This is a genomic window from Streptomyces purpureus (assembly GCF_014648195.1).
In the GTDB taxonomy this organism is placed as follows: Bacteria; Actinomycetota; Actinomycetes; order Streptomycetales; family Streptomycetaceae; genus Streptomyces; species Streptomyces purpureus.
In genome coordinates this window covers 51,285-64,414 of sequence record NZ_BMQQ01000024.1, presented here as the reverse complement: position 1 = coordinate 64,414, position 13,130 = coordinate 51,285, and the positions used below count along the sequence as shown (strand labels likewise).

At 71.9% G+C, this 13,130-nt stretch carries 12 protein-coding genes; 3 read left to right on the top strand and 9 right to left on the bottom strand.

Features of this window, described 5'->3' with window-relative positions; genetic code table 11:
* Window positions 1–303: 303 nt before the first annotated feature.
* Complete coding sequence (ggt, locus tag IEZ01_RS25805) at window positions 304–2,115, bottom strand: gamma-glutamyltransferase (RefSeq protein WP_189204011.1); 1,812 nt, start codon at window positions 2,113–2,115, stop codon at window positions 304–306.
* 106 nt (window positions 2,116–2,221) lie between these two features.
* On the opposite strand from ggt, the gene IEZ01_RS25800 reads away from it, so the two are divergent.
* Window positions 2,222–2,950: a hypothetical protein gene (locus IEZ01_RS25800; protein WP_019890417.1), complete on the top strand. Its 729-nt coding sequence runs from the start codon at window positions 2,222–2,224 to the stop codon at window positions 2,948–2,950.
* Here the strand turns inward: IEZ01_RS25800 and IEZ01_RS25795 are convergent.
* Window positions 2,904–4,157 carry a cytochrome P450 gene (locus IEZ01_RS25795; RefSeq protein WP_189204009.1) on the bottom strand — a complete coding sequence of 418 codons (1,254 nt, stop codon included), beginning with the start codon at window positions 4,155–4,157 and terminating at the stop codon, window positions 2,904–2,906. The two genes, IEZ01_RS25800 and IEZ01_RS25795, sit on opposite strands and share 47 nt — an antisense overlap.
* On the bottom strand, window positions 4,158–4,748 hold the full coding sequence (locus tag IEZ01_RS25790) for a hypothetical protein (protein ID WP_189204007.1): 591 nt from the start codon (window positions 4,746–4,748) through the stop codon (window positions 4,158–4,160).
* 145 nt (window positions 4,749–4,893) lie between these two features.
* Here IEZ01_RS25790 and IEZ01_RS25785 point away from each other — a divergent pair, with 145 nt between their 5' ends.
* Entirely contained in the window at window positions 4,894–6,072 is a 1,179-nt protein-coding gene (locus IEZ01_RS25785) for a L,D-transpeptidase (protein WP_019890414.1), read from the top strand.
* Between the two features lie 135 nt (window positions 6,073–6,207).
* The gene (locus IEZ01_RS25780; RefSeq protein ID WP_189204005.1) at window positions 6,208–7,788 is read left to right on the top strand and encodes an alpha/beta fold hydrolase; all 1,581 of its coding nucleotides are present in this window, start codon (window positions 6,208–6,210) and stop codon (window positions 7,786–7,788) included.
* A gap of 193 nt (window positions 7,789–7,981) precedes the next feature.
* Here IEZ01_RS25780 and IEZ01_RS25775 read toward each other — a convergent pair whose 3' ends face one another.
* The 6 genes from IEZ01_RS25775 to IEZ01_RS25750 all read right to left on the bottom strand — a co-directional run bounded on the left by IEZ01_RS25775 (window position 7,982) and on the right by IEZ01_RS25750 (window position 13,113).
* Window positions 7,982–8,422 carry a DUF6278 family protein gene (locus IEZ01_RS25775; RefSeq protein WP_019890412.1) on the bottom strand — a complete coding sequence of 147 codons (441 nt, stop codon included), beginning with the start codon at window positions 8,420–8,422 and terminating at the stop codon, window positions 7,982–7,984.
* A 64-nt stretch (window positions 8,423–8,486) separates the two neighbouring features.
* Complete coding sequence (locus IEZ01_RS25770) at window positions 8,487–9,266, bottom strand: exodeoxyribonuclease III (RefSeq protein ID WP_189204003.1); 780 nt, start codon at window positions 9,264–9,266, stop codon at window positions 8,487–8,489.
* A 30-nt stretch (window positions 9,267–9,296) separates the two neighbouring features.
* On the bottom strand, window positions 9,297–9,929 hold the full coding sequence (locus IEZ01_RS25765; protein WP_019890410.1) for an MBL fold metallo-hydrolase: 633 nt from the start codon (window positions 9,927–9,929) through the stop codon (window positions 9,297–9,299).
* Between the two features lie 35 nt (window positions 9,930–9,964).
* Window positions 9,965–11,305 carry a bifunctional 3-oxoadipate enol-lactonase/4-carboxymuconolactone decarboxylase PcaDC gene (gene pcaDC / locus IEZ01_RS25760; protein WP_019890409.1) on the bottom strand — a complete coding sequence of 447 codons (1,341 nt, stop codon included), beginning with the start codon at window positions 11,303–11,305 and terminating at the stop codon, window positions 9,965–9,967.
* 36 nt (window positions 11,306–11,341) lie between these two features.
* Entirely contained in the window at window positions 11,342–11,923 is a 582-nt protein-coding gene (locus IEZ01_RS25755; RefSeq protein WP_189204001.1) for a hypothetical protein, read from the bottom strand.
* On the bottom strand, window positions 11,920–13,113 hold the full coding sequence (locus IEZ01_RS25750) for an ROK family glucokinase (protein WP_019890407.1): 1,194 nt from the start codon (window positions 13,111–13,113) through the stop codon (window positions 11,920–11,922). Before IEZ01_RS25750 ends, IEZ01_RS25755 begins: the two co-directional genes overlap by 4 nt.
* Window positions 13,114–13,130 lie beyond the last annotated feature (17 nt).

Here is a 13,130-nt window from a genome sequence, read left to right as displayed (position 1 = left end):
GCCCAGACACGACCACGGACCGGCCGCCGCGCGGGCCAAGCGGACCGGCCTCGCCCCGTCCGGCTACCGCACGGCCCAGCAGCCCAGACACAACCACCGACCAACCGCCGCACGGGCAGCGGACCGGCCTCGCCCCGTCCGGCTACCGCACGGCCCCGCAGCCCAGACACAACCACCGACCAACCGCCGCACGGGCAGCGGACCGGCCTCGCCCCGTCCGGCTACCGCACGGCCCCGCAGCCCAGACACAACCACCGACCAACCGCCGCACGGCCCAAGCGGACCGGCCTCGCCCCCGCCCGGCTACCGCACGCCCGCCGGGTGGACCACCATCGCCGAGCCGCCGCCGCGGCGGGTCTTCTCCGCCGCGGCCACCCAGCGGCCGTCCGGGAGGCGCTGGACGCCCGTTGCCGCGCCGATTTCCGGGTTCTGGCGGAAGCCGTGGCCGAGCGCTTCCAGTTCGGCGCGCAACGGGCTGTTCCACAGCGCCGGTTCGAGCTCGGTCGTGGCCTGGTTGCGCTGGCTGGCGCGGGGCGCCGCGATCGCCTCGACCAGGGGGAGGCCCCGGTCGAGGACGCCGGTCAAGGTCTGCAGGACCGTGGTGATGATGGTGGCGCCGCCGGGCGAACCGAGCGCCAGGACCGGCCGGCCGTGGGAGTCCAGGACGATCGTCGGCGAGATCGACGAGCGCGGACGCTTGCCCGGTCCCGGCAGGTTCGGGTCGTGGACCGCCGGGTTGGCCGGGGCGAAGGAGAAGTCGGTCAGTTCGTTGTTGAGCAGGAAGCCGCGGCCCGGCACGGTGATGCCGCTGCCGCCCGTCGACTCGATCGTCAGGGTGTAGGCGACGACGTTGCCCCAGCGGTCGGCCGTGGTCAGATGCGTGGTGTTCTCGCCCTCGTACGTCGTCGGCGCGGCCGTCCCGCTCGCCGCGCACGGCGCCGGGTCGCGCGGGTCGCCCGGGGCGAGCGGGCTGGTCAGTGCCTTGTCGTCGCGGATCAGGCACTCCCGGCTGTCGGCGAACCGCTGCGAGAGCAGTTCCCGGGCCGGTACGTCCTCGAACGCCGGGTCGCCGACCCAGCGTCCCCGGTCGGCGAACGCGATCCGGCTCGCCTCGATGAAGCGGTGCAGATAGCGGCCCTGCGAGGCGGCCGAAAGGTCGGTCCGCTCAAGGATGTTGAGCGCCTCTCCGACGCTGGTGCCGCCCGAGGAGGAGGGCGCCATGCTGTAGACGTCCAGGCCGCGGTACGACACCTTCGTCGGCGCCTGCCGCTTGGTGCGGTACGTGGCGAGGTCGCGCTCGTCGAGGTCGCCGGCGCGGACGACGCGGGTCGCCCCCGCCCGTACCGGCGGCTTGCGGACCGTGTCGACGATGTCCCGGGCGAGCGGGCCGCGGTAGAGCGCGCCCACCCCGTGCCGGCCCATCGTGGCGTACGTACGGGCCAGGTCGGGGTTCGTGAACACCGAGCCGACACGCGGGAGTTCGCCGCCGGGCAGGAACAGCTCGGAGGTGGCGGGGAAGTCCCGGAAGCGGGCCTCGTTCGCCTGGGTCTGGGCGCGGAAGGTGGCGTCGACGGTGAAGCCGTCCCGGGCCAGCTTCTCCGCCGGCTTCAGCAGCTGCCGCAGCGGGCGGCTGCCCCAGGCGTCGAGGGCGCTCTGCCAGGTGGCGGGGGTGCCAGGGGTGCCGACGCCGAGGCCGCTGGTCTGGCCCTCCTCGAACGGGATCGGCTTGCCGTTCTCGACGAAGAGGGCGGCGTCGGCCGAGCGCGGGGCGGTCTCACGCCCGTCGATGGTGTGGACCGTGCGCGTCTTCGCGTCGTAGTGGACGAAATAGCCGCCTCCGCCGATGCCGGCCGAGTACGGCTCCGTGACACCGAGCGCGGCCGCGGTGGCGACCGCCGCGTCCACGGCGTTGCCACCGCGCCGCAGCACCTCGATGCCGGCGGCTGAGGCGTCGGCGTCGACGCTGGCGACCGCCCCGCCGTAGCCGACGGCCACCGGCTCCTTCACGGGCGGCGAGGATGGTTTCCCGGCCGCGGGAGGAGCCGCCGCACCCACCGACAGAGCCGTCGTGGCGGCAGCGAGAACCGAGACAAACCGTGCGGTGGAGCGACGCATCCGTACCTCCAGTCGACGACCGTCCGCGCAGCGTAACCGCCGCGCGCCGCCCGCGTCATGACCACGCCTCGAACACCGGTCCGCGCCCCCGCTAGCATGCGCGCCCATGAATGAAGACCTGCGCAATCTCGTCCTCGGTGTGCTGGCGACCGGGGTCAGCGCCGCCCTGGGCTGGCTGGCCCGCACCTGTCTGTGGCGTCGCGCCCTCCGCCGCAAGCAGGCGTTCTTCGGGCTGCGCGACGGCTCCGAGTGCCTGCTCGTGGTGAACCGCAGAGCGGGCAGCGATCGGGCGGTGCACAACGTCGACGTCTCCGCCTTGCTCGAACTCTCGGCCCTGATCAAGGACTGCGGGGCGCGGCCGGAGATAGTCCAGCACGACGAGGCCCGGCAGGGCCTGGGGGATCGCGCGGAGTTCTGTGTCGGCGGTCCCTACTCGAATCGGCGGACGGCCGCCCACCTGTCGTCGCTGCTGCCGGGCCTGACGATGAACGTGGAGGAGGATCCGGTCGCCGACCGGGGGATGTTCACCGTCGGCGGCGAGGTGTACCGCCTCGTGAACGGAGCGGCCGAGTACGTGATCCTCGCGCGGCTCGTCGGAGGCGAGGGCGGACGGCCGGTCTTCCTCTTCTGCGGTCAGGCGGCGGTCGCCAACCGGGCCGCTGCCCGCTACATGGCTCGTCACCACGAGAAGCTGGCTCGGAAGTATGGCTCGGGCCCGTTCGTCCTCCTGCTCAAGGTCGTCAACTCGGATGCCTACGGCCCCGACGTGGTCGAGCTGGTCGCCGACGTCACGGCCGAGGCCCGCTCGGCGGCAACCGCACCGGCAGCGACTTGACGCCGTTGATGAAGTTCGAGACCAGCCGTCGTGGCGGGCCCGCGAGCTCGAAGTCGGGCAGGGCCTGCCGTACCTCCTCGTGCAGCACCCGCAGCTGGAGGCGGGCGAAGTGGGCGCCGAGGCAGACGTGCGGGCCGTCCCCGAAGGAGACGTGCGGGTTCGGGGTGCGGCCGAGGTCGAGACGGTGGGGGTCGGCGAAGGCCCGCTCGTCGTAGTTGGCGGAGGCATGGAAGACGACGACCTTGTCGCCCGCGGCGATCGGGCGGCCCGCCAGTTCGGTGTCACGGGCGGCGGTGCGCCGGAAGGAGAGCACCGGCGGGTGCCAGCGCAGGAGTTCGTCGACGGCGCTGTCCACGGCCACCTCACCGGCGGCCAGCCGGCGCCGCTGGCCCGGGTGCTCGGCCAGCGCGAGCAGGGAGCCGGGGGCCGCGCTGCGTACGGTGTCGTTGCCCGCGACGGTCAGCAGGAAGAAGAACATCTCCAGTTCGGCGTCGGCCAGCGGGGAGGCGGCGAGCGAGGTCATGACGTCGTCGCCGGGGCGGCGGCGTTTGTACGCGGCGAGTTCCTGGGCGTACGCGAACATCTCGGCGAGCATCGCCGGTGAGCGGGGGTTGACCGGGCGGCCCCGCTCGTCGAGGACGGGCGGTTCGTCCGGGTCCTGGTAGGCGATGACCCGCTCGGTCCAGCGCAGCAGCAGACCACGGTCGCTCGCGGGCACGCCCAGCACGTCGGTGAGGTTGAGCAGGGCGTAGTCGTCGGTGACGGCGGTGACCAGGTCGACGGTGGGCCCGGTCTCCCGGGCGCCGCGCAGCAGGTCGCGGGCGCGGGCACGGGCGGTGGCCTCGAAGCGCTCGATCCGGCCGGGGGTGAAGGCGCGGCTGACCAGGCGGCGCAGCCGGCCGTGGTCCGGCGGGTCCTGATTGAGCATCATCCGCCGGATGAAGGGGAGGTCGGCGGCGTCGGGGTCGCGGATCTGGGTGGCGCCGAGGTGGGAGGAGTAGGCGGTGGAGTCCTTGAGGACCCGGACGACGTCGGCGTGCCGGGTGACGGCCCAGAAGCCGGGCCCGGCGGGCCAGCCGAGGACCTCGTACTCCTCCTGCCGGGCCACGGGGTGGTGGTCGCGCAGCTCCCGGAAGGCGTCGTGCGGGAGTCCGGTGGCGTAGCGGCGGGGGTCGTACACGTCGGGGAGACCGGTGGCCGCGGTCATTCAGTACTGCCAGGGGGTCGGCAGGGGCTGCGCCGTACGGTCCTCGACGGGGACGGCGGCGGGGGCGTGGGCGCGCAGGGCGGCGAGGAGCTCGGCCGGTTCGATGTCGAAGATCTGGCCTTCGAAGCAGAGGCCGGTGCGGCCCGGGCGGCCGAGGGCGGGGGCGAGTTTGCGGTACATGGCCGCGGGCCGGCAGGTGCGGGGCAGGTGCCGTTCGCCGGGCGCCAGGTCGACGACGACCACGGTGCGTACGGTCGATCCGGTGCGCAGGGCGAGCGCCGCGGCGCCGGTCACGGAGGCCCAGGGCACGATCCGGGCGGGCCAGGTGGGCAGGCGTACGGTCAGTCCGCCGGGGTCGAGGTCCAGGCGGAGCGGGCGTACGACGTATCCGGCGAAGGTGACGGCGTAGGCGGCGAGGGCGATACCGACCAGGGCCATCAGCGCCCCGGCCAGGGCGCCGTTGGGTCCGCCGGCGACGGCGGCGGTGGCGACGGCCCAGGCGACGGCGGTCACCACTGCGGCCACAGGCACGAGTTCCACACGGCGGCGCAGACGCAGGGTCAGCTGGGTTGTTCCGGTGGTCTTCTCCACACCCCGAGGCTAGGGACGGCGCGGGCGCCGCGCCACTGTCGGACTTGTCACAGAGAAGTAGTGGAAAAACCACGGGGCGTACGCAACCTCGCTCATGCTTTCGCACTCTTCGTTGTCGAGAAAGATCGATTCGGAGGTTGTCCCCTTGAGCCGTATACGCCCGCGCACCTCGTTCCGTACCGCCGCGACGGCCGGTACCGCGCTGCTCGCCCTGGCGCTCACCGCGTGCGGGGGCGGCGACACGGAGTCCGGCAAGAACGCCGGTCCGGGCGCGAAGCCGGAGATGAAGATCTCGGTGAGCCCGTCCGGCAAGGGGGCCAAGGCCGGTGAGCCGGTGAAGGTTTCGCTGGCCGAGGGCAAGCTCCAGCAGGTCACGGTGGTGGACTCGCAGGGCGGCAAGCTGGACGGCAAGCTGGCGGCCGACGGCCGCAGCTGGACCTCGGCCCGTCCGGCGGCCCCCGGCACCGGCTACACGGTGGAGGCCCGCGACGACAAGGGCGGCACGGCGAAGGCGGACTTCGCGACCGCCGCGGCCGACCAGGTCAACAAGCTGACGCTGGCGCCGGGCAAGAACACCACGGTCGGGATCGCCCAGCCGCTGTCGATCGTCTTCGACCACAAGGTGAAGAACAAGGCGGCGGTGGAGAAGGCGCTGAAGGTCACCACCTCGAACAACACCGAGGGTTCCTGGGGCTGGATGCAGGACTGGTCCGGCAAGGACCGGGTCGACTGGCGGCCCAAGGAGTACTGGAAGTCCGGCACGAAGGTGACGCTGAAGGCGGAGCTGAACGGCATCGACTCGGGCGGCGGCTGGTTCGTCCGTGACTACGTCACCGGTTTCACGGTCGGCAAGAACCAGGTCGTCAAGGTGGACCTGGACAACCACCGGCTGAAGGTGGTGCGGGACGGCCAGGAGATCAAGGACCTGCCGATGTCGGCGGGAACGCCCGGCGGCGAGAAGGCGTCCTGGCGCGGCAAGACCGTCCTGATGTCGAAGGAGGGCACGATCAACATGCGCTCCGAGACGGTGGGTCTGGGCGATGCGTACGACAAGATGGTCGACTCCTCGATGCGGCTGACCTGGTCCGGTATGTACGCGCACGCGGCGCCGTGGAACTCCGCCTACTTCGGCAGCGCCAACAAGTCCTCCGGCTGCATCGGCATGAGCGACGCCAACGCGAAGTGGGTGTACGACACGGTGCAGGTCGGCGACCCGTTCGAGATCACGGGCAACGACGCGAAGGGCACGCAGGCGATCAACAACGGCTACGGCGAGTGGAACGTGTCGTGGGCCGAGTGGCAGGCGAAGAGCGCGCTGAAGTGAGCGGCGCGGTGAGGGGCGTGGCGGAATCCCGCCCCCGAATCGTTACCCGGGCGTAACTTACTGGGGAGTTACCTCAGGTAAGCCCGCGAGGTTACCGTCGGGTCACTTTTCAGTGACACGAGTGAGGAGTGACCCGTGGGACACCCGCGCAAGGCCCTGCGTACCGCGTCGATCGGCGCCGTGTCGGCCACCCTGGTGGCCGGGACGGCGCTCGGTCTCGCCCCCGCCGCCACCGCGGCCGACGCCTCCGCCGTCCCGGGCGTCCGGTTCGTCGACATCGCCGGGGACGGCGGCACGGTCCTCAAGGCCAATGTCGTCACTCCGGCCGGCGCCGACGGCTCGCGTACGTATCCGGTGATCGTGCTGCCCACCAGCTGGGCCATGCCGCAGGTCGAGTACCTCGCCCAGGCGAAGAAGCTCGCCGACGCCGGTTATGTGGTGGTCAGCTACAACTCCCGCGGTTTCTGGCAGTCCGGCGGCCATATAGAAGTCGCCGGGCCTCCGGACATAGCCGATGCCTCCAAGGTCATCGACTGGGCGCTGGCCCACACCCCCGCCGACCCGGCCAAGGTCGGCATGGCGGGCGTCTCCTACGGCGCCGGGATCTCCCTGCTCGCCGCCGCCCAGAACAAGCGGATCAAGGCCGTGGTGGCGCTCAGCGGCTGGGCCGACCTCATCGACTCCATCTACAGCGGCCGCACCCAGCACCTCCAGGCCGCCGGGCTGCTCGGCGGCGCCGGTTACCTCACCGGCCGGCCGAGCCCGGAACTCCAGCGGATCCTCGGCGACTTCGTCTCCTCCAACCTCGCCAAGGAGCAGGAGATGATCGAGTGGGGCAAGAAGCGCTCGGTCGTCACCCATCTGGACCGGCTCAACGCCAACGGCGCCGCCGTCATGCTCGGCAACGCCTGGGGGGACACCATCTTCCCGCCCAACCAGTACGCCTCGTTCTACGAGAAGCTCACCGGCCCCAAGCGGCTGGAGTTCCGCCCCGGCGACCACGCCACCGCCGAGGCCACCGGCCTGCTCGGGCTGCCCAACGACACCTGGACCAGCGCCCACCGCTGGTTCGACCACCACCTCAAGGGCGTGGACAACGGCATCGACCGCGAGCAGCCCGTCCAGCTGAAGTCCCGCTCCACCGGCGGCTACGAGGGCTACCCCGACTGGAAGTCGGTCGGCGCGAACGAGCGGAAGATCGCCCTGGGCGGATCGCAGCGGGTGTGGGCCAACGTCGACTCCGGCGCCAACGGCGGGGTGGTGATGCTTTCCAACGCCCTCGACCAGTTCCTCAAGCTTCCCCCGGTCGCGTCGATCCCGCTGCTCCCCCGCCCCTTCGCCGCCGTCTGGCAGTCCGAGCGCTCCGGCCAGGTGCAGCGGGTGCGTGGCACCGCCAAGCTGCACACCACCGTCACCGCCACCAAGGAGAGCGGCACCCTCGTCGCCTACCTCTACGACGTGGGCCCGCTCGGGCTCGGCAAGCTGGTCAGCAACGCGCCGTACACCTTCCACGGCAAGACCCCGGGACAGCCGTTCACCGTGGACCTCGAGCTCTTCTCCACCGCCTACGACGTTCCGGCCGGCCACCGGCTCGCCCTGGTCGTGGACACCGTCGACCCGCTCTACATCGAGCACAACCCGACCGGCGCACAGCTGACCTTCTCCTCGCCGCCGGCCGACCCGTCGTACGTGTCGGTGCCGCTGCGCTCGGAGTGATCACCGGCTGCTGCCGGGCGGGCCTGACTCCATACGCTGCTGCCTGCCCCCTTGTCGGCTCTGTCGAGGTCAGCGCAAACTATCCACTCCGAAAAGGGACTTCATACCCGACACGCATAAAAGGGACATAAGCCGTATTTACTGCAAAGGGGTGTTTTCTACTCCGGGTGGGGTGGGCCGGGGGCCGCCGAGGTCAGTTCTCGGCGGCCTCGGCGTAGGTCTGCGACAGCTCCGGAGAACCGGTCGTCGCCCAGTCGAGACCGGCCGCCACCACATTGATCTCCCGCCCCGAGGCGAGCCTCACCACCGGCTGGCCGTCCTCCCGGACGTGCCAGGCCGCCCCCGCGACCGTACGGACCATGACCGTGCCCAGGTAGAGGCCCGCGTCGTTGCCGAACCAGGGCAGCTCCTCCTGGTCGTCGCGCCAGCGCGGCGGCAGCTGGTCGATCGCCTCCAACGAGGAGGGTGTGTCGTCCAGTTGGATCCCCGCCTCCTGGACCCTGGCCCGCAGCAGCTCGCACTCGGCGAGCAGCTCCGCCACCCCGTCGGGATCGCGGTCGAAGGCGGAGACCAGGGACGGCGCCGCCTTGGGCTCATGACGCCTGCGCCAGGCGTCCAGGAATGGGATGTTCATCAGCCCAGCGTCGCACCCCGGGCAGCGGCGCACCATAGGGCGCGCCCTCCACTCCGGGCGGTCGTCAGACGTTCAGATCGACGACGACGGGGGCGTGGTCGGAGGCGCCCTTGCCCTTGCGCTCCTCGCGGTCGACGTAACTGTCCTTGACCGCGTCGGCGAACGGCTTGTTGCCGTACACGAGGTCGATGCGCATGCCGCGGTTCTTGGGGAAGCAGAGCTGGCGGTAGTCCCAGTACGTGAAGGGGTGGTCGTACTTGAGCGGGCGGGGCACCACGTCGCTCAGCCCGAGCTCGCGCAGTCCGGCCAGCGCGGCCCGCTCGGGCGCGGTGACGTGGGTGAGGCCCTCGAAGGCGGCGGCGTTCCAGACGTCGTCGTCGGTCGGCGCGATGTTGAAGTCACCGAGCACGGCGAACGGGCGCTCACCGGCCGCGTCCCCGGCGACCGCGTCCTGGAGCGCCTCCAGCCAGTTCAGCTTGTACGCGTAGTGCTCATGGGCGACCTCGCGGCCGTTGGGCACGTAGACCGACCAGACGCGCACGGGGCCGCAGGTGGCGGAGATGGCCCGGGGCTCCTGGACGCCGTCGTACTCGGGGCCGCCGGGCAGGCCGCCCACGACGTCGTCGAGGCCGACGCGGGAGACCACCGCCACGCCGTTCCACCGGCCGTCGGCGTGGACCGCGGACTCGTAGCCCAGCTCCCGCAGCTGGTCGGTGGGGAACTGCTCGGCGGTGCACTTGGTCTCCTGGATGCACAGCACGTCCGTGCCGCTGCTCTCCAGCCAGGCGAGCAGCCGGGGCAGCCGGGCGGTGATCGAATTGACGTTCCAGGTGGCGATGCGCATGTCCGCCAGCCTAACGGTGGGGTGTGACAGTCACAGACTCGTCGAGTCGCCGGGCGCCAGCCTGCCGTGCTCGGTGCCGCCCAGGGCGCCGATCTGGTTGTCGTAGATCGGGCGCGCCAGATCGGTGAGGAGCGCGTCGTGGATGTCGATCGCGCGCTTCGGCTTGACCTCGCGGATGTAGTCGATGACCTCGGAGATCTTGTTCCAGGGGGCGTGGACGGGGAGCATCAGCGTGTCCACGGGGTGCTCGGGGACGGTCAGGGCGTCGCCCGGGTGGAAGACCGATCCGTCGACCAGGAAGCCGATGTTGGTGATCCGGGGGATGTCCGGGTGGATGACGGCGTGCAGTTCGCCGTGGACCTGGACGTCGAACCCGGCGGCGGTGAAGGTGTCGCCGTGGCCGACCGTGTGGACACGGCCGGGGAAGGCGGCGGAGAGCTTCTCCGCCACGCTCCTCAGCGTCCAGATCTCCGCGCCGGGGTTGGACTCCAGACCGGCCCGCAGCCGCTCCTCGTTGAAGTGGTCGATGTGCTCGTGCGTGACCAGAAGGGCGTCGGCGCCGACGGCGGCGTCCTCCTCGCTGAAGGTGCCGGGGTCGATGACGAGCGTCCGCCCGTCCTTCTCCAGCCGGACGCACGCGTGCGACTTCTTGGTCAGCTTCATGGAATCCCACCTCTGACGCCGGTACGGGCGTCACCCTACCCTCGCGGGGTGGTCTCCTCCCTGATCACCTGCTGGACCACGCGGAAGGCGCTGTTCGCCGCCGGCACCCCGCAGTAGACGGCCGTCTGCATCAGCACTTCCTTGATCTCGGCGGGGGCGAGGCCGTTGCGCAGGGCGGCGCGGGTGTGCAGGGCGAGCTCCTCCAGATGGCCGCCGGCGATCAGGGCGGTGAGGGTGATGCAGCTGCGCGTACGGCGGTCGAGGCCGTCGCGCGTCCACACCTCGCCCCAGGCGTAGCGGGTGATCAGTTCCTGGAAGTCGGCGGTGAAACCGTCGCCGGTGCCGAGGGCGGCGTCGACATGGGCGTCGCCGAGGACTTCGCGGCGCAGCTTGAGCCCGGCGTCGTACGGGTCGGGGCGGCCGCCGGCGGCGTCGTGCGGGACGGGCTCCGGGGCGGGCGCGATCTCGGCGACGGGGGCGGCGGGGGCCGAGAGGGCGGGCATCGGCGGGGGCGCGGGGATCGCGGGCAGGGTGTCCACCCACGCCGTCGCGAAGTGGCTGACCAGCAGGTCGGTTACGGCCGCGGGCTGCTCCACGGGGGCGAGGTGGGAGGCGCCCGGGACGACGGCGAGAGGGGCGTCCGGGATCCCGGCCACGAGCGTGCGGGCCTCGGCGGGGCCGGTGACCTGGTCCTCGGAGCCGACCAGGACGAGGGTGGGGACACCGATGCGGCCGAGGTCGACCCGTACGTCGAAGGCGGCCAGGGCTTCGCAGGCGGCGATGTAGCAGCCGGGGTCGGTGGTGCGGACCATCTGCACGGCCCATTCGACGATCGCGGGCTGGGCGGCGGCGAATCCCGGGGTGAACCACTGCTCGGGGGCGGTGCGGGCCATCGGGTCGAGGCCGTTGGTGCGGACGATGACGCCCCGGTGGCGGAACTCGTCGGCGGTGCCGAACCGCGGCGAGGCGGCGATCAGGGCGAGGGAGGCGACCCGGTGCGGGGCCCGCAGGGCGAGGTCGATGCCGATGGCGCCGCCGATGGAGCAGCCTGCGTAGCCGAAGCGCTGGACGCCGAGCTCGTCGAGGGTGGCGAGCAGCCGGTCGGCGAGGCCGGAGACGGAACGCGCGGGGTGGGCGGGGGCGCCGCCGTGGCCGGGCAGGTCGAAGCGGATCACCCGCCACTGGCGCGCCAGCTCGGGTATCTGCCGGTCCCACATGTGCAGCGTGGTGCCGAGCGAGGGGCCGAGGATGAGGACCGGGGCGTCGTCGGGGCCGTCGCTGCGGTACTGCAGGGTCCTGGATGCCTGAGGGAGGTCCTGGGCCTGCTGATCCTGGGTCGGCGTCGTCGGAGCCGGGGGCGTCTGCGTCTCACTCACGCGCGCCAGGGTAATGAGCCGACCTGCGGCTTTGGGTCAGGGGGTGGTGGTGGAGACGACGTAGACGCGCGGTGCGGCAGGATCGGTGAAGTCCACGGTGATGTTCTGTGTGGGCCGTGGATCTTCGCGGTGGATCGTGGTACCGGCCCAGTCGTGGGCGTCCGGGAAGTGCCAGCCGACGACGTCGGCGTCCCGGCCGGTGATGGTGACCTCACCGGGTTCGAGCCGGTCACGGCTGGAGCCGACGTGCAGCAGGAAGTCGTCGAGGTTGGCGGCGCTGGTGGTGAACTGCACGTAGAGCCGGCTGGACTTCCAGTTGCTGGTCTCGAAGTAGGAGACGCGGCTGGAGCCGGCCGGGATGGGGACCTCGAAGATGCGGCGCTTCATCAGGGAGGGCCAGTAGTCCCGCAGCCCGGTGGCGGAGGACTCGGCCTCCTTGTCGCGGCCGCTGTCACGGCTCTGTTCGGCGGAGACCACGAGGTAGCCGGCCGGGATGCCGATGAGGAGCACGATCACGATCGCGGTGAGCCAGCGGCGTCCGATCATCCGGCGCCGGCCCTCGGGAGGCTTGCCGGCGGGGTCCGCGTCGGGGGACGTCGTCTGGTGGGGCACGGTCATGGTGTGGGGTCCTGGGTGTTGCCGTCGGTGCTGGTGGTACGGGTGACGCGGGCGGCGCTGCCGTTGCGCAGGGCCTGGGCGTAGCGCTCGTACCGTTCGTGCCGCTCGACCCGGCGGCGGTTGGCGCGGCGGAAGCGGCGCGCGACGAGCCGGGCGAGGTCGGCCGCACCGACCATACCCGCCTCGGGGCCGAGCTGGGCCTTGGTGATCCTCGCCTCGGGGCGGTAGCCGCGGCCGGTGAGGTGGCGGCGGAAGGCGTCCCGGGCGGGCCCGATCAGCAGGTCGTCGGCGGCGCTGACGCCGCCGCCGATCACGAAGCAGGAGGGGTCGAGGGCGGCGGCGAGGTTGGCGATGCCGACGCCGAGCCACTGGCCGATGTCCTGGAACAGCTCGACGCACATGGCGTCGCCCTCGCGGGCCAGCTCGGTGATGAGCGGGCCCGTGATATCCGGGACGTTGCCCTTGACCCGCTCGATGATGTTGTACGCGACCGGGGAGTCGGCGGCGGCCAGTTCCCGGGCCTCGCGGACCAGGGCGTTGCCGGAGCTGTACTGCTCCCAGCAGCCGCGGTTGCCGCAGGGGCAGCGGTGTCCGCCGGGGACGACCTGCATATGGCCGAACTCTCCGGCGACGCCGTACTTGCCGCGCTTGACCTGGCCGCCTTCGAGGATCGCGCCGCCGATGCCGGTGCCGAGCGTGATCATGACGAGGTGGTCCTCGCCGCGGCCGGCGCCGAACCGCCACTCCGCCCAGGCGGCGGTGTTGGCGTCGTTGTCGACCATGACGGGGACGGCGAGCCGAGCCTGGAGGGCGTCGCGCAGCGGTTCGTTGCGCCAGGCCAGATGGGGGGCGAACAGGACCGTGGCCCGTTCGGCGTCGACCCAGCCGGCCGCGCCGATGCCGACGGCGTGCACGTCGTGCCGGTCGGAGAGGTCCAGGACGAGTTCGGTGATGGTGTCCTCGACGACCTTGGGGCTCTTGGACTTGTCCGGCGTCTCGGTCTTGATCTTCTCGAGGATGACCCCGTCCGCGTCGACGACTCCGGCCATCACCTTCGTACCGCCGATGTCGATGCCGACGGTGGGGACCCGGGGGGCGGTGAGATGGGAGCGCCGCTCGCGGGTGCCGACGGTCCGCAGGACGGTGGCCCGGGCGGAGCCTCGGTTGTTGAGGTCGCGGTACGTACTCATCGGTTCGATTCTGCCAG

Bases quoted from the DNA above. Each gene is read 5' to 3' on its own strand.
- ggt (WP_189204011.1), bottom strand. From the start codon at position 2,115: ATGCGTCGCTCCACCGCACGGTTTGTCTCGGTTCTCGCTGCCGCCACG.
- IEZ01_RS25800 (WP_019890417.1), top strand. From the start codon at position 2,222: ATGAATGAAGACCTGCGCAATCTCGTCCTCGGTGTGCTGGCGACCGGG.
- IEZ01_RS25795 (WP_189204009.1), bottom strand. From the start codon at position 4,157: ATGACCGCGGCCACCGGTCTCCCCGACGTGTACGACCCCCGCCGCTAC.
- IEZ01_RS25775 (WP_019890412.1), bottom strand. From the start codon at position 8,422: ATGAACATCCCATTCCTGGACGCCTGGCGCAGGCGTCATGAGCCCAAG.
- IEZ01_RS25770 (WP_189204003.1), bottom strand. From the start codon at position 9,266: ATGCGCATCGCCACCTGGAACGTCAATTCGATCACCGCCCGGCTGCCC.
- IEZ01_RS25765 (WP_019890410.1), bottom strand. From the start codon at position 9,929: ATGAAGCTGACCAAGAAGTCGCACGCGTGCGTCCGGCTGGAGAAGGAC.
- IEZ01_RS25755 (WP_189204001.1), bottom strand. From the start codon at position 11,923: ATGACCGTGCCCCACCAGACGACGTCCCCCGACGCGGACCCCGCCGGC.
- IEZ01_RS25750 (WP_019890407.1), bottom strand. From the start codon at position 13,113: ATGAGTACGTACCGCGACCTCAACAACCGAGGCTCCGCCCGGGCCACC.